Source organism: Luteibacter sp. OK325 (genome assembly GCF_003050935.1).
Lineage (GTDB): Bacteria > Pseudomonadota > Gammaproteobacteria > Xanthomonadales > Rhodanobacteraceae > Luteibacter.
Map to the genome: position 1 here is coordinate 335213 of NZ_QAOX01000003.1, position 25174 is coordinate 360386.

22 protein-coding genes are annotated in these 25174 nt (G+C 64.0%); 13 read left to right on the forward strand and 9 right to left on the reverse strand.

Annotation, left to right across the window (positions count from 1 at the left end; genetic code table 11):
* The first annotated feature begins 13 nt into the window (after positions 1-13).
* The 8 genes from C8J98_RS09285 (at position 14) to C8J98_RS09320 (ending at position 10511) form a co-directional block, all read left to right on the forward strand.
* Positions 14-1147 (forward strand): ABC transporter permease, encoded by a 1134-nt coding sequence (locus C8J98_RS09285; RefSeq protein WP_107912908.1) that lies wholly within the window; start codon positions 14-16, stop codon positions 1145-1147.
* A 10-nt stretch (positions 1148-1157) separates the two neighbouring features.
* Entirely contained in the window at positions 1158-1946 is a 789-nt protein-coding gene (locus C8J98_RS09290; RefSeq protein ID WP_107912909.1) for an ATP-binding cassette domain-containing protein, read from the forward strand.
* A gap of 13 nt (positions 1947-1959) precedes the next feature.
* Positions 1960-3930: a 5-dehydro-2-deoxygluconokinase gene (gene iolC, locus C8J98_RS09295; protein ID WP_107912910.1), complete on the forward strand. Its 1971-nt coding sequence runs from the start codon at positions 1960-1962 to the stop codon at positions 3928-3930.
* Entirely contained in the window at positions 3927-5810 is a 1884-nt protein-coding gene (iolD, locus tag C8J98_RS09300) for a 3D-(3,5/4)-trihydroxycyclohexane-1,2-dione acylhydrolase (decyclizing) (protein ID WP_107912911.1), read from the forward strand. The genes iolC and iolD overlap by 4 nt, the downstream gene beginning before the upstream one ends.
* A complete protein-coding gene (gene iolE / locus C8J98_RS09305; RefSeq protein ID WP_107912912.1) occupies positions 5807-6715 on the forward strand; it encodes a myo-inosose-2 dehydratase in 909 nt (302 codons plus the stop codon). Before iolD ends, iolE begins: the two co-directional genes overlap by 4 nt.
* A complete protein-coding gene (iolB, locus tag C8J98_RS09310) occupies positions 6712-7509 on the forward strand; it encodes a 5-deoxy-glucuronate isomerase (protein WP_107912913.1) in 798 nt (265 codons plus the stop codon). The genes iolE and iolB overlap by 4 nt, the downstream gene beginning before the upstream one ends.
* Positions 7510-7536: 27 nt before the next feature.
* The gene (locus C8J98_RS09315; protein WP_107912914.1) at positions 7537-9060 is read left to right on the forward strand and encodes a CoA-acylating methylmalonate-semialdehyde dehydrogenase; all 1524 of its coding nucleotides are present in this window, start codon (positions 7537-7539) and stop codon (positions 9058-9060) included.
* A 116-nt stretch (positions 9061-9176) separates the two neighbouring features.
* On the forward strand, positions 9177-10511 hold the full coding sequence (locus C8J98_RS09320; protein ID WP_107912915.1) for a carbohydrate porin: 1335 nt from the start codon (positions 9177-9179) through the stop codon (positions 10509-10511).
* Between the two features lie 249 nt (positions 10512-10760).
* Here C8J98_RS09320 and C8J98_RS09325 read toward each other — a convergent pair whose 3' ends face one another.
* Positions 10761-10958 (reverse strand): CPXCG motif-containing cysteine-rich protein, encoded by a 198-nt coding sequence (locus C8J98_RS09325; RefSeq protein ID WP_107912916.1) that lies wholly within the window; start codon positions 10956-10958, stop codon positions 10761-10763.
* A 227-nt stretch (positions 10959-11185) separates the two neighbouring features.
* Here C8J98_RS09325 and C8J98_RS09330 point away from each other — a divergent pair, with 227 nt between their 5' ends.
* The 4 genes from C8J98_RS09330 (at position 11186) to msrB (ending at position 14073) form a co-directional block, all read left to right on the forward strand.
* Positions 11186-11893 (forward strand): HAD family hydrolase, encoded by a 708-nt coding sequence (locus tag C8J98_RS09330; RefSeq protein ID WP_107912917.1) that lies wholly within the window; start codon positions 11186-11188, stop codon positions 11891-11893.
* A gap of 214 nt (positions 11894-12107) precedes the next feature.
* Positions 12108-13055, forward strand: a complete 948-nt coding sequence (locus tag C8J98_RS09335; RefSeq protein ID WP_233260177.1) for a YihY/virulence factor BrkB family protein — start codon at positions 12108-12110, stop codon at positions 13053-13055.
* Positions 13052-13396: a glycine zipper 2TM domain-containing protein gene (locus C8J98_RS22520; RefSeq protein ID WP_107912918.1), complete on the forward strand. Its 345-nt coding sequence runs from the start codon at positions 13052-13054 to the stop codon at positions 13394-13396. Before C8J98_RS09335 ends, C8J98_RS22520 begins: the two co-directional genes overlap by 4 nt.
* Positions 13397-13479: 83 nt before the next feature.
* On the forward strand, positions 13480-14073 hold the full coding sequence (gene msrB, locus C8J98_RS09345) for a peptide-methionine (R)-S-oxide reductase MsrB (protein WP_107913063.1): 594 nt from the start codon (positions 13480-13482) through the stop codon (positions 14071-14073).
* Positions 14074-14426: 353 nt separating this feature from the next.
* Here the strand turns inward: msrB and C8J98_RS09350 are convergent, their stop codons facing one another.
* The 3 genes from C8J98_RS09350 to C8J98_RS09360 all read right to left on the reverse strand — a co-directional run bounded on the left by C8J98_RS09350 (position 14427) and on the right by C8J98_RS09360 (position 19672).
* Complete coding sequence (locus C8J98_RS09350) at positions 14427-15929, reverse strand: N-acetylmuramoyl-L-alanine amidase (RefSeq protein WP_158272660.1); 1503 nt, start codon at positions 15927-15929, stop codon at positions 14427-14429.
* Between the two features lie 281 nt (positions 15930-16210).
* On the reverse strand, positions 16211-18550 hold the full coding sequence (locus tag C8J98_RS09355) for a S9 family peptidase (protein ID WP_107912920.1): 2340 nt from the start codon (positions 18548-18550) through the stop codon (positions 16211-16213).
* A 306-nt stretch (positions 18551-18856) separates the two neighbouring features.
* The gene (locus C8J98_RS09360) at positions 18857-19672 is read right to left on the reverse strand and encodes an SDR family oxidoreductase (RefSeq protein WP_107912921.1); all 816 of its coding nucleotides are present in this window, start codon (positions 19670-19672) and stop codon (positions 18857-18859) included.
* 172 nt (positions 19673-19844) lie between these two features.
* On the opposite strand from C8J98_RS09360, the gene C8J98_RS09365 reads away from it, so the two are divergent.
* Positions 19845-20303, forward strand: coding sequence for a PA2169 family four-helix-bundle protein (locus C8J98_RS09365; protein ID WP_107912922.1), 459 nt, complete (start codon positions 19845-19847; stop codon positions 20301-20303).
* A gap of 181 nt (positions 20304-20484) precedes the next feature.
* Here C8J98_RS09365 and C8J98_RS09370 read toward each other — a convergent pair whose 3' ends face one another.
* The 5 genes from C8J98_RS09370 to C8J98_RS09390 form a co-directional block, all read right to left on the reverse strand.
* On the reverse strand, positions 20485-21012 hold the full coding sequence (locus tag C8J98_RS09370) for a hypothetical protein (RefSeq protein WP_146171607.1): 528 nt from the start codon (positions 21010-21012) through the stop codon (positions 20485-20487).
* Between the two features lie 60 nt (positions 21013-21072).
* Positions 21073-21846 (reverse strand): YdcF family protein, encoded by a 774-nt coding sequence (locus C8J98_RS09375; RefSeq protein WP_107912924.1) that lies wholly within the window; start codon positions 21844-21846, stop codon positions 21073-21075.
* 181 nt (positions 21847-22027) lie between these two features.
* Positions 22028-22429, reverse strand: a complete 402-nt coding sequence (locus C8J98_RS09380) for a response regulator (RefSeq protein ID WP_199229862.1) — start codon at positions 22427-22429, stop codon at positions 22028-22030.
* Positions 22430-22504: 75 nt separating this feature from the next.
* A complete protein-coding gene (locus C8J98_RS09385) occupies positions 22505-23125 on the reverse strand; it encodes a response regulator transcription factor (RefSeq protein WP_199229863.1) in 621 nt (206 codons plus the stop codon).
* Between the two features lie 17 nt (positions 23126-23142).
* Positions 23143-25086: a PAS domain-containing sensor histidine kinase gene (locus tag C8J98_RS09390; protein ID WP_107912926.1), complete on the reverse strand. Its 1944-nt coding sequence runs from the start codon at positions 25084-25086 to the stop codon at positions 23143-23145.
* Positions 25087-25174 lie beyond the last annotated feature (88 nt).

Consider the following 25174-nt stretch of genomic DNA (forward strand, 5'->3'; position numbering starts at 1 on the left):
AAGGAAAGTTGACATGAGTGCCATCAACCAGAGCGTTACAACCATGATTGAACAGAAACCCACGGACGAACGCGTACGCAAGCTGTCACCGTGGCGCATCCTGCTCGACCGGCCCGAACTGGGGTCCATCGCGGGCACGGTGCTCGTCTTCGCCTTCTTCGGCATTTTCGCCGGCGGCTCGGGCATGTTCGCGCTCGATGGCATCATCAACTGGGCCCAGGTGGCCGGCTACCTCGGCATCATCGCCGTGGGCGCCTGCCTCCTCATGATTGCCGGTGAATTCGATCTGTCGATGGGTTCGATGATCGGCTTCGCCGGTGTCATGGTGGCCATTCCACCGATGTATCTGGGCTGGCCCCTGTGGGCGGCGGTGATCTTCGCCTTCGTCGGTTCCATGGCGTTGGGCGCCCTCAACGGTTACCTCGTCGTGCGCACCAAGCTACCGTCCTTCATCGTGACGCTGGCTTTCATGTTCATCCTGCGTGGCCTGACGCTGGTGCTTTCGACCAGCTTCGCCAACAGCACCATCGTCAGCGGCATCGGCGACAAGTTCACCGACGATCCGGTGATCTCCGCCCTGTTCCAGGGCACCACCTTCCACTGGCTGTTCAACGGCCTGGCCAGCATGGACCTGATCACCAAGCTGCCCAGTGGCGACCCGGTGGTCGGCGGCCTGCCCAAGGTGCTGGTGTGGTGGATCGTGATGGCGCTCGCGGCTGGCTTCGTGCTTGCCCGCACCCGCTTCGGCAACTGGATCTACACCGTCGGTGGCGATTCCAACGCCGCGAAGAACGTCGGTGTGCCGGTGCGCCGCGTGAAGATCTCCCTGTTCGTGCTCACCGCTTTCTGCGCCTGCCTGTTCGGCGTGCTGCAGGTGGCCGACGTGGGTTCCGCCGCGGCCGATCGCGGCCTGCAGAAGGAGTTCGAAGCGATCATCGCCGTGGTCATCGGCGGCACCCTGCTCACGGGTGGTTTCGGCTCGGTCATCGGCGCCTGCTTCGGTGCGCTGATCTTCGGTGTCGTGCAGATCGGCATTTCGTACACCAATATCGATTCCGACTGGTACCGCGTCTTCCTCGGCGGCATGTTGCTGCTGGCGGTGCTGTTCAACCATTACATCCGCAGCCGTGCTGCGGCGACGAAGTAGGAGCGCCACCATGGCCGACGATTACATCCTCGAACTCGACGACGTCAGCAAGTTCTTCGGTACTGTCATTGCCTTGCAGGGTGTCACGCTGCGCCTTAAGCGCGGTGAGGTGCACTGCCTGCTCGGCGACAACGGTGCCGGCAAGTCCACGCTGATCAAGACCCTGGCCGGCGTGCACCTGCCGAGCTCCGGCACGTATCGCGTCGACGGCGAGGAAGTCCGTTTCAACTCGCCGCGTGAGGCGCTCGACCGCGGCATCGCCACGGTCTACCAGGACCTGGCACTCGTTCCGCTGATGAGCGTGGCGCGCAACTTCTTCGCCGGTCGCGAACCGCGCAAGAAACTGTTCGGGGTCATTCCCGTCATCGACATGAACTACGCCAACGAGACCGCGCGCGACAAACTGGCCGAGATGGGCATTCGCGTACGCGACGCCAGCCAGCCGGTAGGCACGATGTCCGGTGGCGAGCGTCAGTGCCTGGCCATCGCCCGCGCGATTCACTTCGGCGCCAAGGTACTGATCCTCGACGAACCGACGGCCGCACTCGGCGTGAAGCAGTCGTGCAACGTACTCAAGCTTATCCACCAGGCACGCGAGCGCGGCATCTCGGTGATTTTCATCACGCACAACGTGCACCACGCCTATCCCATCGCGGACAGCTTCACGCTGCTCAACCGCGGCCAGTCCATGGGCACCTTCTCCAAGAAAGACATCACCAAGGAAGCCGTGCTGGACATGATGGCCGGTGGCACGGAGATCCAGAGCCTGGTCGACGAACTGGAAGGCCGCGCGGCCTGATCACGGAACCCTTATGCGAAGCCCCCTGCCCCGTTCCCCCTCCCGCCCCATCGACGTCGCCTGCCTCGGCAGGCTCGCCGTGGATCTCTACGCCCAGCAGATTGGCGCCCGCCTCGAGGATGTCACCAGCTTCGCCAAGTACCTCGGCGGCTCCTCGGCCAATGTCGCCTTCGGCACGGCTCGCCTTGGCATGCACTCGGCCATGCTCGCCCGCGTCGGCGACGACCACATGGGCCGCTTCCTTACCGAGACGCTCGCCGCCGAGGGCAGTGACGTCAGCCAGATCCGGATCGACCACGAGCGCCTGACCGCGCTGGCCATCCTTGGCATCAAGGATCGGGAAACCTTTCCACTGCTGTTCTATCGCGAGAACTGCGCCGACATGGCGCTGACCGCCGACGATATCGATGAAGCCTTCATCACCGGCTGTCGCGCGCTGGCCATTACCGGCACGCATTTCTCCGAGCCCGGCGTACACGCGGCGAGCTCGCGTGCGATCGAACTGGCGCGCAAGCACGACGTGCGCACCGTGCTCGACATCGACTACCGCCCGGTGCTCTGGGGCCTGACCGGACGCGGCGAAGGCGAACAGCGCTTTGTCGCCGCCGACCACGTCACCCGCCACCTCCAGGCCATTCTTCCCGGTTTCGATCTCATCGTCGGTACGGAAGAAGAGTTCCATATCGCCGGTGGCAGTGAAGACCTCATGGCCACCTTGCGCGCCGTTCGCGGCATCACCGCGGCGACCCTGGTGGTCAAGCGCGGTGCCGTCGGCTGCAGCGTCATTGAAGGGGCCATCCCGGCCAGCATCGACGATGCCCCCACCTACCGGGGCAGCCGCGTCGAGGTACTCAACGTCCTCGGCGCCGGCGATGCCTTCCTCTCCGGCTTCCTCACCGGCTGGCTCAGCGGCGAAACCGTCGAGCGCGCCTGTGCCTTCGCCAATGCCTGCGGCGCCATCGTCGTGTCGCGGCACGGCTGCGCACCGGCCATGCCGAGCCGCGCCGAGCTGGACGCCTTCCTCGCTCGCGAAGGTGGCATTCCGCGGCCGGACCTGGACAAGGAGCTTTCCCACCTGCACCGCACCTCCGTGCCGCGCAAGCGGTGGGACGAACTCTATGTGTTCGCCTTCGACCACCGCACGCCGTTCTTCGAACTGTGCCGCGACGTCGGCGGCAACGAAGCGAAGATTCCGCGTCTGAAGGAGTTGCTCGTCGAGGCCGTCGCCGCCACCGAGCGCGCCGGCCAGCTGCACGGCCACATCGGCCTGCTCGCCGACGACCGCTATGGTCAGGACGCACTGAACGCGGCCAGTGGCCGCGGCTGGTGGATCGGCCGGCCGGTGGAAGTACCCGGCTCCAACCCGCTCGAATTCGAACGCGGCCGCTCCATTGGCACCCAGTTGGTCAGCTGGCCGAAGGAGCACGTCATCAAGTGCCTGGTCGCCTTCGATCCGGATGCCGACCCCATGCATCGCGTGGAGCAGGAGACCCAGCTACTGGCCCTCTATGACGCTGCCAAAGTCAGCGGCCATGAGTTGCTGCTCGAGGTCATTCCGCCTGGCTGCAAGGACGCCGCGCACCGCGACGACCAGGTGCTCCGCTCGATGAAGCGTATCTACAACCTCGGCATCCGTCCGGACTGGTGGAAGCTATGCCCGCCGCGCCGCGAGGCATGGAGCGCCATCGATGCATTGATTCATGAGCGCGATCCCTATTGCCGCGGCGTGCTTCTGCTCGGCCTCAACGCGCCGGCGGAAGCGCTGGCCGCCGGTTTTGCCGATGCCACGGACAGCACCACCGTGCGTGGTTTCGCGGTGGGCCGCACCCTCTTCATCGAGCCGGCGTCCGCCTGGCTGGCCGGCAAGATCGACGACGCCACCCTGATCGCGCAGGCCAGGGCCGCCTTCGAGCGGATGATTGCGCTGTGGCGCGACGGACGGCGCACGCCGGACCAGCGGATGAAGGAAGGCGCCGCCGCATGAGCGCAACCATCCGCCTTACCACCGCCCAGGCCTTGATCCGCTATCTCGCCGCACTGCGTGGCCGGGACGCGGATTCCGATGACTCGTCGCCGTTATTCGGCGGCGTCTTCGCCATCTTCGGCCATGGCAACGTGGCCGGCATCGGCGAAGCGCTGTACGAATCGCGCCACGTGCTTCCGACCTACCGCGCCCACAACGAGCAGGCGATGGCGCATGCCGCCATCGCCTATGCGAAGACCCACATGCGTCGCCGCATGATGGCCGTGACGACCTCGATCGGCCCCGGTGCGACCAACCTGGTGACCGCCGCCGCGCTCGCCCACGTGAACCGCCTGCCGGTGTTGTTGCTGCCAGGCGATATCTTCGTTTCCCGCGCGCCGGATCCGGTACTCCAGCAGCTCGAGGATTTCTCGGACGGCACGGTGTCGGTCAACGATACGCTGCGCCCGGTGTCGCGCTACTTCGACCGTATCGTGCGGCCCGAACAGCTCCTCGTCGCGCTGCCCCGCGCGATTCGTGCGCTGACCGATCCCGCGCTCTGCGGCCCGGTGACCCTGGCCCTTCCGCAGGACGTGCAGGCCGAAGCGTGGGATTTCCCGGTCGCGTTCTTCGAGCCGCGCGAGATCGTCTTCCGCGCACCGCAACCGACCGACGACGAGTTGATGTACGCGCTCGACGCGATCGAAGCCTCGGAGCGCCCGGTGATCATCGCCGGCGGTGGCGTCCTTTATGCGAAGGCCTCGCACGCGCTACTCGACTTCGCCGACAAGCACGGCGTACCGGTGTGCGAGACCCAGGCCGGCAAGGGCGCCTTGCCCTGGAACCATCCGCTGCACCTGGGACCGGCCGGCGTTTCCGGTTCCTCCTCCGCAAATGCCTTGCTTCGTGATGCCGACCTGATTATCGCGGTGGGTACGCGCCTGCAGGATTTCACCACAGGCTCGAACGCCTTGTTCTCCCACGTGCCGATCCTCTCGGTCAACGTGAACGCATTCGACGCGCTGAAGGGCGAAGGCCTTGAAGTCATCGGCGACGCGCGACAGGTACTCGACGACCTTAGCTTCGGCCTCGAAGACTGGGCCGCACCCGATGCATGGACCACCCGCGCCCGCGATGCGGCCAGCGAGTGGGTGCACGTGGTCTCGCGCATCACCGAACAGCGCAGCGCGCCCCCAGGACGCCTGCCGTACGACGGTGAAGTAATCGGTGCGGTACAGCGTTCCTCATTGCAGTCGACCATCGACGACATCGTCGTCTGTGCCGCAGGCACCCTGCCCGCCGAACTGGAAAAACTGTGGCGCACGGAGACCCCGGGCGGCTACCACATGGAATATGGCTACTCGTGCATGGGTTACGAGATTGCCGGCGGGCTTGGCGCGAAGATGGCCGCGCCCGAACGCGAGGTCATCGTCATGGTCGGTGATGGCAGCTACCTGATGATGAACTCGGAGATCGCCACCTCGGTGATGCTCGACGCCAAACTCATCATCGTGCTGCTCGATAACCGCGGCTACGGTTGCATCAACCGCCTGCAGCAGGCGACCGGAAGTGCGCCGTTCAACAACATGTTCGACGACTGCGTACAAGGCAGCCACGGCATGCCGAAAATCGACTTTGCCGCGCACGCCCGTTCGCTGGGAGCGATTGCCGAGCACGTCGCCGATATCGCCGGGCTGGAAGCGGCGATGGAACGCGCCCGCGACGCCGACCGTACCTATCTCATCTGCATCGATACCGACCACACGCGCACGACCGAAGAAGGCGGCGTATGGTGGGAAGTGGCGGTGCCGGAAGTTTCCACGCGGGAAGCCGTGCGCGACGCGCGCGCGGGCTACGAGACCGCCACCGTGGGCCGCAAGGCCAGGAACACGCCAGCATGAAGAACGATCCCATCCGCATCGGCATCAACCCGATCTCCTGGAGCAACGACGACCTGCCCTCGCTCGGCGGCGAGACGCCGCTTTCCACCGCGCTCAGCGAAGGCAAGGCGATCGGTTACGAAGGCTTCGAGCTCGGCAACAAGTTCCCGAAGGATCCCGCCGCGCTGCGCGAGCTCATGGCCGGCTACGACCTCGACGTCGTCTCCGGCTGGTACAGCGGTCGTGTCGCCGGCCGCGCGGCAACGGAAGAGATCGTTGCCGTCGAAACGCATCTGCGCCTGCTCGCCGAGAACGGCTGCAAGGTCATGGTCTACGGCGAAGTGGCCGACGCCATCCAGGGCGAACCGCATCCGCTCTACAAACGCCCGCGCTTCCGTTCGGCCGACGCCTGGAAACGCTATGGCGACAACCTCACGGAGTTCGCGAAGTTCACGCTGTCCCGCGGCGTGCGCCTTGCGTACCACCATCACATGGGTGCCTACGTTGAATCGCCCGACGATGTCGACCAGCTAATGGCCCACACCGGCGACGAAGTGGGGCTGCTGTTCGACAGCGGCCACACGTATTTCGGTGGCGGCGATCCGCTGACCGTGCTGAACAAACACATCGCCCGCATCTGCCATGTGCACTGCAAGGACGTGCGGCCGGGCGTGGTGCGCATGGCGCGCAACCGTCACTGGACCTTCCTCGAATCCGTGCTCAACGGTGCCTTTACCGTGCCGGGTGATGGCTGCATCGACTTCGCCGGCATCGTCGACCGGCTCAAGGCGCATGGTTACAAGGGCTGGCTGGTGGTCGAGGCCGAACAGGACCCTTCCGTCGCCCCCAGCTACGAGTTTGCCGAAAAAGGCTACAACACGTTGCGCTCGCTGCTGGACGGCGTGCCGGTGCGGGAGGTCGCATGAGCCTGCTGGTCAAGGCCGCCGCCAAGGGCGAGGCCATCGTCCGCGTCACCCCGGAGTCCGCCCACTGGAAACACGTCGGCTTCGAAGCACGCCGTCTCGTCGCCGGCGAGACCACGGAGATCACCTTGCCCGCTGACCGTGAAGGCTGCCTGGTCATCCTCACCGGCACGGTCGACGTCATCGTCGGTGGGCACGACTGGAAAGGCCTCGGTGGCCGCCAGAGCGTGTTCGAAGATCGCTCCACGCATGCTATCTACGCGCCACCGTCGTCGGTCTACAAAGTTACCGCGCAATCCGATGCTGAGCTCGCCATCGCCTCGGCACCAGCCAGCGGCCGCCTTGATGTCCGCCTGATCGAGCCGGGCTCGATGAAACGCTCCGTACGCGGCACCGGCGCCAACACACGCTACGTGTGCGACGTGCTGCCGGAGACCGAGCAGGCCGAATCGCTGCTGGTGGTCGAAGTGCTCACCCCCGCCGGGCATTCCTCCAGCTACCCGCCGCACAAGCACGACACCGACGCCTTGCCGGAAGAAAGCGTGCTTGAAGAAACCTACTATCACCGCATCGACCCGCCGCAGGGCTTCGCCTTCCAACGCGTGTATACCGACGATCGCGATATCGACGAGTCGATGGCCGTCGGTGACCACGACGTCGTGATGGTGCCGCGCGGCTACCACCCCGTGGTGATGCCACACGGCTACCGCGGCTACTACCTCAATGTCATGGCCGGTCCCCGCCGCGAATGGCATTTCCGCAACGACCCCGCCCACGAATGGATGATCGCGCGCTAAAGGCGCCGCGATCGGAGTAACCACGCCATGTCCGCCCAGCCCTCCAGCAACACCCTCCCCCGCATCGGTCACTTCATCGCCGGCAAGCCGTACGCCGGCACGCCCTCCGGCACGTCGCCGGTCTACGATCCCGCGCGCGGTGTCGTCGCCTCTGAAGTGGATCTCGCCTCTGTCGCCGATGTGGATCATGCCGTGCGCGCTGCGCACGCCGCCTTCCCTGCCTGGTCGCAGTTACCGCCACTGAAGCGTGCGCGCGTGATGTTCCGGCTCAAGGAACTGATCGAACGCGACATGGATCGCCTCTCGCGCATTATCGTCGCTGAACACGGCAAGGTGCTTTCCGACGCGAAAGGCGAAGTCGTGCGCGGCCTCGAAGTGGTCGAATACGCCTGCGGTATCCCCGAACTGCTCAAGGGTGAATACACCGAGCAGATCGCCAACGGCATCGACGCATGGACCATGCGCCAGGCCATCGGCGTCTGCGTCGGCATCACGCCATTCAACTTCCCGGCGATGGTACCCATGTGGATGTTCCCCATGGCCATCGCCTGCGGCAATACCTTCGTGCTGAAGCCGTCCGAACGCGATCCCTCGCTCGCGCTGGAACTGGCGAAGCTGCTTAAGGAAGCCGGCCTGCCTGACGGCGTGTTCAACGTGGTAAACGGCGACAAGACCGCCGTGGACGCCTTGCTCGACCATGAGCTCGTGCGCGCGGTGAGTTTTGTCGGTTCCACGCCGATCGCCGAATACATCTATGCCCGCGGCACGTCCCAGGGCAAGCGCGTGCAAGCGCTGGGCGGCGCGAAGAACCACATGGTGATCATGCCCGACGCCGATCTGGACAAGACAGCGGACGCACTGATCGGTGCAGGTTACGGCGCGGCTGGCGAACGCTGCATGGCGATCTCCGTCGCCGTGGCGGTCGGTGAAGCGACGGCCGACGCACTGGTCGCCAAGCTCGCGCCGCGCGTCAAGGCGCTGCGTATCGGCAACGGCATGGATGAAAGCGTGGAAATGGGCCCGGTCGTCACCGGCGTCCACAAGGATCGCATCACCGGCTATATCGACGACGGCGTGACCTCCGGTGCCGAGCTCGTCGTCGACGGCCGCGGCTACCAGGTAGCCGGGTGCGAGCAGGGCTTCTTCGTCGGCGGCACACTATTCGATCGCGTCACGCCGGCCATGCGTATCTACAAAGAAGAAATCTTCGGGCCTGTCCTGTGTGTCGTTCGCGTGCCGGATTTCGCCAGCGCATTGAAGCTGGTCGATGAACATGAATATGGTAATGGCACCGCCATCTTCACGCGCGATGGACAAATAGCGCGAGAATTTGCGCATCGTGTTCAGGTTGGCATGATTGGCGTGAATGTTCCTATCCCCGTGCCCATGGCATTCCATAGTTTTGGTGGATGGAAGAAGAGTCTCATGGGTGATCATCACGCTCACGGCCCGGAATCTGTGCGCTTTTATACAAAACAGAAGGCCGTTACACAGCGTTGGCTGAACCACGATGAAAGCGCTGGCGCAGAATTCGCAATGCCCACGCATTAGTAAGACAAAAACACTAGAATGCGGCGGTTGAATGCACGGGGAGTCTTGTGCGTTGCAACTTAAATAATCAAAAGCCACAAACTAAAAAGCTTAATTTTTTTCAGGGAGAAGGGTAAATGCTCATTCATTTTTCTAAGCGTCCCCTCGCCGGTCTGATGCTCGCTTGCCTCGGTCTCGGCGCTACCGCCGCTCACGCAGACGACACGATGAAGTCCGACTTCAGCGACATGTCGACCAGCAAATATCTTTTCGGTGACTGGGGCGGCACGCGTTCGCGTCTCGCCGATGAAGGCGTCACCTTCGATCTGGGCTACGGCTCGGAACTCGCGCACAACTACTCCGGCGGTGATCGTGAGATCACTCGCTACACCGACCAGTGGAAGCTCGGCACCGCGTTCGATCTCCAGAAACTCTGGGGCTGGAACGGCGCCAAGTTCACTATCGTCGTCACCGACCGTAACGGCCGCAACATCGGTGCCGATGCGAACATCGGTAACAACCAGCTCATTCAGGAAGTCTACGGTCGTGGCCAGACCTGGCATCTGACGATCTTCGCCCTCGAGCAGAAGTTCCTGGACGATCGCCTGACCTTGAAGCTGGGTCGTCTGCCGGTAGGCGAAGACGTCAACCAGTTCTCGTGCGACTTCCAGAACCTGACGTTCTGCGGTGCCCAGCCGGGTAACATCGTGGGCGACTACTGGGTCAACTGGCCGACCAGCCAGTGGGCCGCGGTGGTGAAGTATGCGACGACAGAAAACACCTGGGTGCAGATCGCTGGCTACCAGGTGAACCCGAAGTATGTCGACGACTCCTACGCATCGCACAACGGTCTGGTGCCCGGCTTCCCGAGCGGCACCACCGGCGCGCTGATTCCGCTGGAGTTCGGCTGGAAGCCGACCGTCAACGGCTTGCCGGGTTCGTACCGTGCAGGCGTCTGGTACAACACCTCGAAGGGTAACGATCTCTACCTCGACGTGAACCACCAGCCGATCGCGCTCACCGGCAACACGGCGCTACAGCACGACGGCCGCAAGGGTGCGTGGATCACGTTCTCGCAGCAGGTCACGGGTACGGCTGGTGGCGAAGGTGCGACGGTGTTCCTGAACATCACCTCCGCCGACCACGCTACCTCGCCCACGAACAACCAGTTCGCGCTCGGCATGGAGTACAAGGGCATCTTCGGTCGCCCGAACGACTTCATCGGCGCCGCCTTCGGTGGTTCGTACGCCAGTGGTTACGCCGCGAAGAACCAGCGCCTGATCAACGAGCTCACCGGTTCGGACACCATCGTCAACCGCGGCTACGAGCGTGTCTCTGAAGTGTTCTACAGCTGGTCGCCGATTCCCTCGATCGCGCTCCGCCCGAACCTCCAGTACATCCAGGATCCGGGTGGCAGCAGTCAGCGCAACAACGCGTTCGTGCTTGGCCTGAAGACCAGCGTCGCGTTCTAAGAAGAGAAGCTTCGGCTTGTTTTCGATGGAAGGCCCGGGGAAACCCGGGCCTTTTTTATCGGTTGCCCGGATGAATCCGGGCCATGCTTTTATTCGCCGATGAATCGGCTCCCACAGAAGGCAGCCACGCTTTCTGTGGGAGCCGATTCATCGGCGATAGGGCGATGCCCCCTGTGGGAGCCGCTTCAGCGGCGATTCCTTACGCCAGGCCCCCTGTGGGAGCCGCTTCAGCGGCGATAGCCCTTCACATCACCCGTCATTTTCAGCAGACGCAGTCAGATCGAAACTGTCATCCCCCTCATCCACCGCCAGCCGCATCACGATCGGCCGGCAGCAAACCTGGCAATCCTCGATATACGTCTGGCTGCCGCCGGATGTATCGACGGCTACCTCGATGGTTTCGCCACAGTAGGGGCAGGCAATGTCGGTGAATTCGTAGCCGGGCATGATGGTTCTCGTTGTGTCGTAAGAGCATCGCCGATGAATCGGCTCCCACATACTGCCGCTTCGCACGAGACCCTGGCACGACACCCTGACTCTTTTGTGGGAGCCGATTCATCGGCGCGGCTCTTTGTGGGAGCCGATTCATGGGCGCGGCTCTTTGTGGGAGCCGATTCATCGGCGATGGGTGCTCGCGCTATCCTAACTCACCGCGAAAACCGGATATTGCACCCATGATCGATTTGGTCGGCTTCGACGGCGATGACACCCTCTGGCACAGCCAGGAGTTCTACGACCGCGCGCAGGACGAGTTCGAGGCCATCCTCGGTCGCTACGTCGACCTCGCCCGCGACGGCCTGCGCGAGGCGTTGCTCGACACCGAACGCGGCAATATCAAGCTGTTCGGCTACGGCGCCAAGGGCATGACCCTGTCGATGATCGAATCGGCTATCGAGCTGACCGAGGGTCGGGTCGAAGCACAGGACATCCACCGCATCGTTCGCCTGGGCAAGGATGTGCTCGCCCACCCGGTGGAATTGTTGCCCGGCATCCGTGAAGCGGTCGAGGCGGTCGCTCGCGCGCACCGCGTGGTGCTGATCACCAAGGGCGACCTCTTCCACCAGGAATACAAAGTCGCGCGCTGTGGCCTCGCCGACGTTTTCCACCGCATCGAAATCGTCTCGGAGAAGAATCCGGCGGCCTATGTCCGGCTGTTCCGCGAGTTCGACGTCACCCCGGACCGCTTCGCCATGGTCGGCAACTCGCTGCGCTCGGACATCGCACCGGTGGTGGAACTGGGCGGATGGGGCGTGTACATGCCGTATCACAGCACCTGGTCGTATGAGACGGACACCGATTTCGCCGTGAACGAGCAGGTGGTCGAGGTCAAAGGCGCAGAGGGGATCCCAGCTGCCATCACCCGCATGAATAGCTCCTTGTAGGAGCCGATTCATCGGCGATTGGCTGCTCGCGATAACCTGGCCCGCTGCCGCGGGATCGCCGCTGAAGCGGCTCCCACATCGCCGCTGAAGCGGCTCCCACATCGCCGATAAATCGGCTCCCACAGGTAAGGTCGCCCCTGGCCTCCTTAGTCCACGCGATTTTCGCGTGCCCCCCGCGAAGCTGGCCTGGCTGGCGAATAACGGAGACCGACTCGTGCATTCAAGGCTCAAACTGGGCGTAACCGTCGTCCGCACCACCGCCAAAGGCTTCAGCGACGACGAGCTGATGACCCGTGCCGCCGCCCTGGCCTTCTACTCGGCGCTGTCCTTCGCGCCCCTGCTGGTGCTCCTGCTCTGGGTAGTCGCCTCGCTTCGCCCGGAATGGCAGGCGCAGCTGATCGACAGTCTCAATGGCCTGGTCGGGGCACGAGCCTCCGAAGCGGTACGCCTGGTCATCGAGAACGCCAAGCAGAAGCCGAGCGTGGGCAGCATGGCCGGCGTGATCGGCCTGGGCGTGACCCTCGTGGGTGCCTCGGCCGTCTTCGCCCAGCTCCAGGGCGCCCTGAATCGCGTCTGGAGCCTGCAGCCCCGGCCGGGGAAGGCCTCGCACGCCATTCTCGGCTGGCTGCGCGCCCGCATCCATGCGCTAGGTCTCCTGCTCTCACTGGCCTTCCTTCTGGTTATCTCGTTTTCGGCCAGCGCGATGATCGCCGTGTTCGTCCGCGGCGGCACGACGGGCTGGCACGTGCTGGAGACGGTGATCTCGTTCGGCGTGTTCGTCCTCATCTTCGGCGCCATCTACAAGGTGCTGCCGGACGCGGTGATCGAATGGCGCGACGCCATCATCGGCGCCAGCCTCACGGCCCTGCTTTTCGTCGTCGGCAAGTTCGCCATCGGCATCTATCTGGAACGTAGCAATGTCGGTGGCCCCTATGGCCCTGCCGGCGGCGTGGTGGTGCTGCTGGTCTGGGTTTATTACTCGGCGCTGATCCTGCTGCTCGGCGCCGAACTGACCGAGGCCGTGGCGGAGGCCCGTGGCACGCCGATTAAACCGCGGCCATACGCGATGTCGACCAAGTCCCCGGACAGGCAAAATGTTGACCCACCCGTCACGGCGGCGGCGGTATCCCTGAAGGCCACCGAGAAGGAGGACCTGCCATGAAGACCCATCTGCTCGCCGCTGCGTTCGTGCTCGCGACCGGGGCCGCCGTGTCCGCTCCGACCGCCCAGGCGCAGGAGCACCGCAGCCAGCACCAGGTGTGCCGCGACGTCGAAACCAAGCAGATCAACTCCAGTGACGACCATCGCGTGGCCGGCACGGCTATCGGCGCGGTAGCCGGCGGCCTGCTTGGCAACCAGGTCGGTCACGGCAAGGGCAAGACGGTGGCCACCGTGGGCGGCGCTGTCGCCGGCGGCGTCGTGGGCAACCAGGTCCAGAAGGCCCACCAGAACAACAATGCCACCTATGAGACCCACCGCGAGTGCCACTGGGTGGACGACTGAGGGGTTTTGTAAGCCTTCGGCCGGAATCCCGGTCTCTGATGGAAGGGCGCAACCTTGCGCCCTTCCCTGTTTACGGAGGCTCCATGCGCAGCACCGATCCCGACCGCCGCCGCTTCCTGGGTGTTTTCGCCGCGACTGCGGTCGCGTCGATCTCCCTGCCCCTCATTCTCCGCGGCATGCGACCCGCGATGGCCGCCGACGCGCCGCCGCCCAAGGGCGGCAATGTCACGCTGGACGAGTTCGGCGCGAACAAGAAGCTGATCGACACCCGCTCCGTGCCTCGCGTCGTCATGACCGAGGAGCAGTGGAAGGAGAAGCTCAGCACGCAGTCGTACTACGTTACCCGCGAGGCCGGCACCGAAGCGCCGTATAGCGGCGGCAAGGTTTACGAAAGCCATGCCAATGGGCTGTATCGCTGTATCTGTTGCGATACGGCACTGTACGACTCGGCGACAAAGTTCGAATCCGGCACGGGCTGGCCGAGCTTTTATCAGCCGATTTCGAAGCGGAACATCGCGCAAGCGACGGATCGCAGCCTGATCGAGGAGCGCACCGAGGTGAAGTGTGCGCGATGCGATGCGCATCTTGGCCACGTGTTCGACGACGGTCCGGATCCGACCGGGTTGCGGTACTGCATGAATGCGGTGGCGATGACGTTTGTTTCCTACGCGGCGTAATCGCGAACGGCAATCGCCGCTGAAGCGGCTCCCACACAGAGCTGAAGCGGCTTTATGTAGGAGCCGATTCATCGGCGATGCTTACTTTGTAGGAGCCGATTCATCGGCGATCCCCGCGAAGCCGATCACTCCAGGTCAATCCAACCCCGACCAGTAGCTACGAAGCTGCCCTGAGGATGCATCGCGCCGCCACACGCAATGCAGCCCGCTGCGACGGAGACCATCGCTACGAGACGGGACGTGCACGGAAAAGGATTTGGCTGCGACGCTACCGAAAGCCGCCCGCAGGGCAAAGAAGGAAACGAATATCTTGAACATGGCACACCTCCAGCCCACGGCCGGAGCTGAGCGAGTTACCCGTGACGGATCTCGCCCACGCCTTGCGCGCGGACATTCACGTTGGGGGCGATCACAAACGCGAGATTCGCGATCGCCTGACGACTCGGATAACTATCCATGGGTTCCACTTGAGTGAAAGACCGACCACACGGTCGGCGACGGGATCGTACGCCTTCGGTTAAGAACGGGTCAATATGAGAAATCTCTAAAGAAGGGCCACGCTTCACAGCGATGCCCTTTTTTTGTCCATCACGACTGGTGTAGGGATGGGCGCGCCCCCTGACGTGTAGTGCTCCTTGGCCACAAGCAACCTTGTACACGGCAGGCTTCGCAACCACGCCATCAGAGTCCCTCGCCTCAACCAAGAGTTCTACAGGCCGTTTGCCAAGGTCGTTGCGTGTGCACAGATACTGGACTCTGTGCTTTGCGATATCTGCCTGACTGAAAAGGGTTGCTGACTTTGAGTGGCAATAGCGGCCGGAGCAGTTCAGAGCCCGTGATACGTGGATCGGAAAGGCGGGGTTGCCCTTCAGCTCGACGGGAAGATGCACGTCGTAGCCCACGCGACCGAAGGCTGGCAGCACAGGCTTCACGGAGAAATCTTCGCAAGGCTTGCCTTCGCGGAACAAGCCGTATCCCTTGGCGACGCCTCGCATCGCAAGGCCTTGGAACTCTCGGTTGCGCAGGAGCAACGCGTCCTGCGGATTGGTGTGGAAACCGACCTCCACGATGACGGACGGCATCTTGGCGTGCTTGTTCTCGCCTTTGTCGTCGCGAGGCGTTGGTTGCGAAGCAACGGGAAACTTCGAAATCCCTCCTTCGTATGGATGAGCTCGCGCATGACTTGCAAAGGCATGCCAAATCTCTGGATGGTCCGGCAGTTTTTCCTCAAGCAAGCACCTGACCCCGAGCCGCCAGCGTGGCTGACCACTGGGCGCATGGATCAACACATTCTGGTCCGGGCGAAAATCGTGAACCGTCACGCCGGTGCGGTGATAGTAGAGGCCGTGACCGGGCGAGATGGCCACCACAGGCGCAACGTTCGCCTGTGTCGGTTCGAACATGCGCTCTTCGTCTGGTGGTTCATCCCGCTCCGGGTCGGGGAACCAATGGGTCGAGGGCTTTCCGCCAAACAGAAATCTCACCCCAAGCCCCTCGATTTTCTCGTGACGTTCCAAGATTGATCCGACGATCTCATCGAGAAGGTCTTCGGTTGCGGCTTGCTCGGCTCGCGGGCCGATCCGCTCATCCATGTCCACCACGACATAATTCTTATCGACATCGAGGCTGACGGAAATCATCACGGGAAGCGGGTCGTCATCGTAGAAGAGACCTTTGCGACCGACCTCGTTCGCCGAAACGTTCATTTCATTGATCAGAGCAGCCCGCTCGTCTGGGGACATCTCGGCCAAAGTGGCCGCACCCACGTCTACCGAGATACATGCTGTAACCAAGACGAAGAGCACCGAGGCAAGCTTGCGCCGTCTCAGTTCTGCATTTGCTTGCAACGAGTTCATTGAAGTGCCTCGTAAAGCGGCGAATTGCGGCCCACTCATCGTCGCGAGGTGCTTCTTTGACAATCAGTCGCCGCCGCCCGCGTCGTGGACCCGGGGGCGTGCCGATGCGGCGCACGGCTCTCTGCCGACAGGCTGTCAGAGCGGGCACGGCGGGCGCATGGCAGAAGTGTCGCGGACGGGTATCGCCGCTGAAGCGGCTCCCACATTTTCTTGGCAAGTGCCAATGACGAAGGCCCCGCTTCGCAGCGGGGCCTTCGTCATTCACCAACCTGCGCTGCCGATCAACCGCCGGGCGGCGTCATTGGCGTCAGCTGGTATTCCTTCGGCGGCGTACCACCGGCGAGGTTGCGCACGAAGTAGTCCCAGCGGCGGCGGGTCATGTACGTGGTCGCTGCACCGTAACCGTGGTGCGCATTCGGGATCAACACCAGGTCGAAGTCCTTGTTCGCTTTGATCAGCGCGTCGACGACGAGCAGGGACTCGTACGGCGGCACGTTATCGTCGAAGGTGCCGTGGGCGATCATCAGGTGGCCCTTCAGGCCCTCGGCCCACTTCTGGTTGGCCTGGTCGTCGTAGTTGGACTTGCCGTCCTTGTCGGTGACCAGCAGGCCCTGCCACTTCTCGGCCCAGTCGTCTTCGTAGTTACGGTTGTCGTGATTGCCCGACTCCGAAATACCCACCTTGAACACGTCCGCGTAGCGGAACATCGCGGTGGCCGTGGCATTGCCGCCGCCGGAGTGACCCCAGATACCGACCTTGTCGGCGTCGAGCCAGTTGTACTTCTTGGTCAGCTCCTTCACCGCCGCGACCTGGTCGGGCAGCGTGTTGTCGCCAATGTTTTCGAAGTACGCATCGTGGAAGGCCTTCGAGCGGAACGGCGTACCCATGCCGTCGACCGCAATCACCACGAAGCCCAGTTCGGCCAACGCCTGGTTGTCGCCATGCGAGGGCAGGAAGCTGCGCGAGCGCACCGAGCCGGTCTGCGGGCCCGGATAGATGTAGACGACGAGCGGATACTTCTTCGACGGATCGAACTTCGTCGGCTTGAACATCTGGCCGTAGAGGTCGGTCTTGCCGTCACGCGCCTTCACCGTGAACGCGGTCGGCGGCACCCAGCCGTTGGCCTTGAGACGCGAGATATCGGCGCGGGCGATTTCCTTCACCGTCGTACCCGTATCGGCACGGCGAACCACGGCAACCGGCGGCGTATCGAGACTCGAGTACGAATCGACGAAGAACGTGCCGTCCTTCGACATCGAGACCGAATGATCCAGCTTCTCGGGGGTGAGCAGGGTCAGGCCCTTGCCGTCGAAGCCCACCTTGTAGAACGACTGGTAATACGGGTCGACGCCCTTCTCGCGACCGACACCGCGGAACCAGATGGTCCTGGTCTTCGCATCGATGTGCAGCACCTGGGTGACGTTCCAGTCGCCGCTGGTGATCTGGTGCTCGAGCTTGCCCGTCTTCAGGCTGTACATGTAGAGGTGGCCCCAGTTGCTCCGCTCGGAGAACCAGATCACCTGGTCGGTCTCGGGCACGTACTGCCAGTTGACCATTTCGTTGCCGCTTTCGAAATACGTCTTCGCCTTCTCGCCGAACACGTCGCGCACGTCGCCGGTTTCCGGATTCGCCACGCGGAACCATTCCTGCTTGTGGTCGCGCGAGGTGGAGACGAAGGCGATGCTCTTGCCGTCGGCAGACCAGCGCACGTCGTCCCACAGGCCCGGGCTGCACGACACGTCGTCGCAGATCGTCGAGCGATGCTGGTCGGCGGGCATCTTGAAACGCACGGTCTTCTTCGTCGGCACGTCGATCACGACGCGCTCGATCATGGTCACGTCCTTGTCGCCCGGCAGCGGGTACTTCCAGGTATCGACCTTGGGATGGCCCACGTTGGTGCTGACCAGGGTCATCTCACCGGTCTTGCGCTGGTCCTGCTGGAACGTGGCGAACTTCGTCGAATCCGGCGACCACACGCCGATCGCGTCGGCGGTGTGCTTCCAGCCGGCGTTGTCGGTCGCGTAGCCGTAATCCTTGACGCCGTTGGTGGTCAGCTGCGTTTCCGCACCGCTGGCCACGTCGCGTACCCACAGGTTCCAGTCACGAACAAAAGCCTCGGACTTGCCATCCGGCGAAGCCAGGCCCGGCTCGTCACCGTAGGCCTTACCGCTGGCGTCCTTCTTGGCCGCAGCCAGCTCGCACTTGCTCGCTGCGCTGTCGCAGAGGTAATGCTTGCCGTGCGAGGTGATATCCAGCGAGCCGTCCGGACGGACCACGAAGCTGCTGACCGGCAGCTTGGCCGCGTCGACCTTCTTGCCCGTCGCGGTAGTCAGCGCTGCGGCAACCTTGTCGCGGTCGAAAGCGCGGGTGGCCTGGCCGGTGGAGGCGTCGACGGTGATGAACTGGTCGCCGTCCTTGTCGTGGTCGCGATACCAGAAATGGGTGTCGTCGACCCAGGTGACCTTGGAGACCGAATGGTCCACCAGGGGCACCGTATTGGTGACGAGGAACGAATCCGCGCGGCGGTAATCGTCGGTGGTGACGGTCTGCGCCGAGGCGCTGGCCCCGATCAGGCCAAGGAGAACAGCGCCGGAAAGCGCCGCGTTACGTTTGATCGACATCGATGGTCCCCGTGACGGCAACGGCGCGGAAAGCGCCGCAAACCGGACGAGGCTAGCCCCCGGCGGGGCTGGAGGCCTATGCCAGAGGTCACGGGTCGGATTCTTGCGGGCGCCAGCCCTTGTGGGGCCTGCCCCTTGTGGGGCCTGCCCCTTGTGGGGCCTGCCGTGGGAGCCGCTTCAGCGGCGACTTGTGGGAACCGGCTATTGCCGGCGATTGGGCGGCGGCGACCTGGTTTTCGCCGATGAATCGGCTCCCACAAGGTCTCATTCGCCGATGAATCGGCTCCCACAAAAGCTGGCGGCGAGTTAGCCGGCGTGTGGACCGGAGCGGTAGCGCTTGCCCTGCCGTTCGATCATTTTCAGGGCCAGGGCGTCCGGCATCAGCTTGAACATGGCCTTGATCGCCCGGTTCACCGCGCCGTTCACGTAAACCGCCTTGCCGGCCTCCACGGCGTCCATGCCCTGCCGGGCCACGGTCGGGGCGTCCATCCACATGAAGCCGGGCATCTTCGACACCAGGTTCCGCGAGCCGGTCACGTCGTGGAACTCCGAATAGGTGAAGCCGGGGCAGACCGCCGTCGCATGCACCCCGCTTGCCTTGCCTTCGAGCGCCAGCGACTGCGAAAACTTGATCAGGTAGGCCTTGGACGCCGCATAGAGCGTGTGCCCCGCCGAGCCAGGCACGTGACCGGCCAGCGAAGCGACGTTGACGATGCGACCGTAACCGCGAGCCTTCATGCCGGGAATGAGCCGGTAGGCCAGCTCGGTGGGCGCTGTCATCAGTACCTGGATGAACGCCGCATGCGTGGCCCAGGGCTGTTCTTCGAGATAGCCGGTGACACCGTAGCCGGCGTTGTTGATCAGCACGTCGATGGTGAGGCCCTGCGCGTCGAGTGCGCCGACGAGCGCTTCGACGCCGTCGGTACGCGCCAGGTCGAGCGGCGCAACGATGGCCTCGATGCCGTGGCTGTCGCGCAGCTCGGTCGCGAGCGCTTCGAGACGGTCGGCGCGACGCGCGGTGAGGACCAGGTCGTGGCCGCGACGGGCCAGTTCCCGGGCGAATGCTTCGCCGATACCGGCTGAGGCGCCGGTGACAAGCGCGCGACGACGATTCGATGCCATGAACGGTATTTCCGTGTGTGTCGTGAAGGTCGAGTATGCACCGCCCGACCGTGAACAGCGGCCTTCATGTGTTGATGCGCGCGACGCCTATTTCACGAATCCGTGCACCCCCACGCAGCGAAGCTTGACGTCCCCGAACGACTCAACGCGAGTCACCCAAGGAGCCACCACCATGACCAGCACCGACCACGACATCAAGGTCCTCAATAACCTCATCGAGACCACGATCGACAGCGCCGAGGGCTATGGCGAGGCGGCGAAGGACGCTGAGAACACCCGCTATGCGGCGTCGTTCCAGAGCCGCGCTGCAGAACGTCGCCAGGTTGCCCGGAGCCTGCAGCAGCAGGTCAGTTCACTCGGCGGCAAGCCGGAAGACGACGGCACCGTGCTGGCCAAGGCCCATCGCATGTTCGTCGAACTGCGCGCCAAGATGAGTTCGAAGGACGACACCGCCATCGTCGACGAAGTCGAACGCGGCGAAGATCACATCAAGGCGAAGTACGAGGATGCCCTGAAGGATACCGATGTCACCGCCGGCACGCGTTCGTTGATCAACGAAGCGTATATCTCGGTGAAGAGCGGCCATGACCAGATGCGTGATCTGAAGCATGCGCTGCATGGTACGCACTGAGGCCGAGGGCTCGTGCGGGCCCTGGCACTGAGGTAAAAAAAGGGCGGGACCGGGAGGTCTCGCCCTTTTCTTCGTTGCGGGATCGCCGGCATAGCCGGCTCCCACATTCGCCGGCATAGCCGGCTCCCACAAAGAGCTCCCACTAAGAGCTCCCACAGGGAGCTCTTTCAAGGAACTGCGATCAGTTGCCGGTCGCGTCTTCGTTCATGAGCGCGTTGATCTGCGACTTGTGCGACTCGTAGAAAGCCACGTTCTTCTGGTTGACCTTGGACTGGTCCACGTAGGCGGCCATCTGCGGGTTGTTCTTCGCTTCCGACGCGATGGCTGCATTGGTCACGGCAAGATTGGCGAGCAGGAACTCACGCGGGGTGAAACCGTACTTCTTGATCAGTGGCTCGATGCGCGGATCGGCGGCGGTGATCTGCGCGGCGAGGTCGTCGAGCGAATGGATCTTCGAGAAATCGGTCTTGGCGTCCTTCGGCTTGATGCCTTCCTTCTTCGCTTCCTGCGAGACCTTGACGATGCGGTTGAACACGTCATCACTGAGGTTGTAGTTCTGGATGGCCTGCTTGTCCGCCGCCGGAATCTGCGAAGCCGGATTGGCAGCCGGTGCCGACTGGTCCGCGGGAGCGGCCTGCTGGGCGAAGACGGCTGCCGGGGCGACAGCGGCGGTGGCGAGCAGTGCGGCAAGCATGTAACGAGACTTCACGGGCATCTCCTGGGGTTCGCTGTCCGTGTCGGACGGTGAGGAAGCATAAAGCGGCAATTGTTACGTATGTGTCTGCGTGGTCACGTTTTCTTCAGGAATCTTCGGCACATTCCAGCCCATGGCGTTGTAGACGTGGTACCGGGCGATGCCGACATATTCGTGAATGGCAAAATCCGCGTAGGAGAGATTATCCGAGCCGGGGAGCCAGTCGTAGCGCGCCGTGACGTAGTCGCCGCGTACCGGCTCACCGTGGATGGCGAAGTGCGAGAAATAGAGCACGGCTCGCTTCAGGTGCACGGCGGATGAGACCAGCACGACCTTGTCGGCGCCGTAGGTCATCAACAGGGGCCTGCTGAACTGCGCATTCTGAAAGGTGTTCATGCTCTGCGCTTCGAGGATCAGGTCCGCGCGCGGCACCCCGAGCCGGTCCAGCGAAATGGCATACACATCCGCCTCGGCCTGCTTGAGCTTCATCGCGTCGCCGCCGCTCACTTCCACCTTGCAGTCGCCGCCGGTGGCCTTGCACGAACGGTAGAGTTCGGCGGCACGCAGGATTCGTCCGTTCGCGTAGAGACTGGGTTCGATCGCTCCCGCACCGCTGCGCACGGTCCCCGCGCCGAGCAGGATGATCACGTTGCGCTGGCCCCATTGGGACACATCCGGTGCGAAGCCCGACTGCAGGCTGCCCAGCAGCATGCCGGTGAGCGGACCGCAGCCGGCGAAGAACAGCCAGGCAATGCCAATGAGGAGCCATGCCGAGGCGGCGCGTGACCGGCGGCGCCAGAGCAGCACGATGGCGATGAGCAGCAGCAGGAGAAACAGAATGAGTGTCATGCCGCGGAGCGTAACCGGATGCCGATGACCGCTCTACCCCTGTGGGGATATCGCTGTGGGGACATCCCTGTGGTGACTATCCCTGTGGGAGCCGCTTCAGCGGCGATATCCAGGTTGCCGCAAGACCCATCGCCGGCATAGCCGACTCCCACAGGTCTGTCATAAACCCGAATATCTGCAGTCAGTTCCTTGACCCGGACAACGCCTGCTCCAGGCAAGCCACCAGCGTATCGCCCTGGAAAGGCTTGCCGAGGTAACAGAAGGCGCCGGCGGCCATCACGCTGTCGCGCACGGCGTCGTCGAGGAAACCGGAGACGAAGACGATCGGATAGGTGCGCCCGCGTTCGATCAGACGGCGCTGCAGGGCGGTGCCATCGATGCCGGGCATGTGGACGTCCGAGACGAGACAGTCGATCCCATCATCGCCACCGGGGCGGAGGAAATCTTCAGCGGAAGCAAAGCCTCGCACTTCGTGTCCCAGCGATCGCACGAGGCTCGCGGTCGCCAGGCGAACCGCTTCATCGTCGTCAACGATCGCCACAATCCTGTTCGCGGCCAAGCTGTCGTCCTCATCCAGCACCATCGTGCGGGGTTACAGTGCGCCCCCCGCCCCGCGATGGGAATCATACGGAGGTGTGCGGTCTGCCACACCCTCGCATCACGAATGGGCGGCGAGGGCCTCGGCCTGGCGCACCAGCTCCGCGAGCGAGCGGGCCGCCATCTTGCGCATGACGTTGCCGCGGTGGATCTTCACGGTGATCTCGGACAAGCCGAGCAGGCCGCCCACCTGCTTGTTCATCAGCCCGGCGGTGACGTGGTGCATGACCTCGCGCTCACGGGGGGTGAGCGAGGCATAGGCCCGGCGCAGGGCACCAATCGCGTCGGCCTCGCGGCGTTCGGCCGCGTCACGCTCGATCGCCATGCTCACTGCGTCCAGCATGTCCTGGTCGCGAAACGGCTTGGAGAGAAAGTCGAGCGCCCCGGCCTTCATCGCCCGCACCGACATGGGAATGTCGCCGTGACCGGTCATGAAGACGATGGGCAGGCGGTTGTCCATGGCCGCCAGCTGGGCCTGGAAATCCAGCCCGTTGACCCCGGGAAGGCGTACATCCAGCACCAGGCAGCCAGGTGCGCTGGCGTTTTCGCGGGCAAGGAAATCGGCGGCACTGCCGAAGGCGGCCACGTTCAGGCCCACCGAGCGGAACAGGGAATCCAGCGCTTCGCGAACGGCGGCATCGTCGTCGACGATACACACGACCGGCGCCAGCGACGGCGTCATGGGGGGTGGCATCCGGGTCACGCGCCAGCCTCCTCGGCCACCGTCACGGGCAGCGTGAAATGGAAGGTCGCCCCGCCTTCCGGTCGGTTTGTCGCCCAGAGGCGTCCACCGTGAGACTCGACCGTGGAACGGCAAATGGCAAGCCCCATGCCCATGCCGCCGCCGCGCGTCGTCACGAACGCATCGAACAGGTGGGCGGCAATGTCCTCGGGAATGCCGGTACCGCTGTCTTCCACTTCGACAATAAGGCTTTCCTCGTCGTCCGCGCGGGCGCGCAGGACAAGCGTGCGAGCACCCCGGACATCGGCCATGGCGCGGATCGCATTGCCCATCAGGTTCAGCACCACCTGCTGTAATTGAACGCGATCCCCGCGCGGCAAGGGCGCATCCGGAGCTATGTCGACGCCGAGCACGACGTGATGCTGGGCCATCTCGCCCTCCAGCAACAACGCGCATTCGGCAACCAGGGTGGCCAGGTCGAAGCGCACATGCTGGCGCGGCTCCTTGCTGGCCAGGCTGCGCACGCGATGGACCACCTCGCTGGCTCGCCGGGCATCGCGGACCACCCGCTCGATCGCATCGCAGGCTTCGTGCAGATCCGGCACGGAGCGACGCAGCCAGCGCAGGCTGGCTTCACCATGGGTGACGATAGCGGCCAGCGGCTGGTTTACCTCATGCGCGATCGAGGCGCTCATCTCGCCCAGCGCGGTGATGCGGGCCGCCTGGGCCAGCTCCGACTGCACCGCCATCAGGGCGCGCTCGGCCCGCTTGCGGTCGGTGATGTCGACCACGCTGACCAGCACGCGGTCGAAGCGCGTCGGCCCCAGCGGCATGTTCAGGGCAAACAGGACGGTAAGCCGTTCGCCCTTGAGGTTGACGATATGCGTCTCACCCTCCGCGACGCCACCGCCCTGCGTGATGGTGAGTATCACGCGGCTGAAGGTCGTATCCGACTTCGGCAGGAACCGATCGAGGGGACCGAGCAAGTCCTCGCGGCGATCCGCGCCGAGCATGCGCACGGTGGCGTCGTTAACGTCGGTTACCTGGGTGAGCGTGCAACATTCGCGACTGAAGGCCGGATTGGCCTGGAGATAGGCGGCCAGATCGGTGACGCCCTGCTCGCGCAGCTTCGCGATGCGGGCCATGACAAGGGTCCAGTCCTCTTCCCAGAACGAGAACCGTGCCTTTTCGAACATGCTTCGGTAACGGCCCTCGCTTTCACTCAGCGCAGCGTCGGCGGCGCGACGGGCGGTGACGTCGGTGCCCGCCTCGAGGATCACCCGGGCCTTGCCGCGATCGTCGCGCAACAGCGCGCAACGCGTGGCAACGATCACGGTGCGGCCATCGCGGTGCTTCTGGGTCACCTCGCCTTCCCAGCGTCCGGTGCTGAACAGCGCGGCGTCCACCACGGTGTGGTGACCGGGCAGCGCGGTAGCCAGAAGGAGGGTGGCGCGTTGGCCCATGGCTTCGCTGGCTGTCCAGCCATAGAGCTGCTCGGCGCCCGTATTCCACAGCACGATGACGTCGTCCATGTCGCGTACGTAGATCGAATCGTGTGTCAGCTCGATGAGCCGGGCCTGGCCGGCGATAGTCGCCAGGCGGTCGCGCGCGCGCAATGAGAGCACCGCCGTGATGACGATTGCCGCCAGGCTGACCAGGCAGCGCAGCATGGCCGCGTCGAGGACCGGAAAACCGTGGCCACGGACGAAGGAAACGATGGTCAGCCCCATGCAACCAAACGCCGCGCCGCCGATGGCGCGACGGCTGCCGCTGGCGGCTACCAGCAACACCACGACCAGGTAGACCACCGCCACGGCGCCTTGCAGCGCGGTAAAGGTGTCGACCAGGAACACCGCCAGCGCCAGCAAGGCGCCCGTCGTCATCAACAGGCCGGCCACGGCCCGGCGTGGCCCGATGAGGGACGCGCCAGCGCTGGCTTGTAGAGGGCGGTAAGGCGGCATTGAAGGTGGCTCGGCCCGTGCGTCTTGTGCAGATTCGGCCTGAAGCGTGTCCGAATGACGTCAGACCGTCTTGCACGCCGGTGATGGT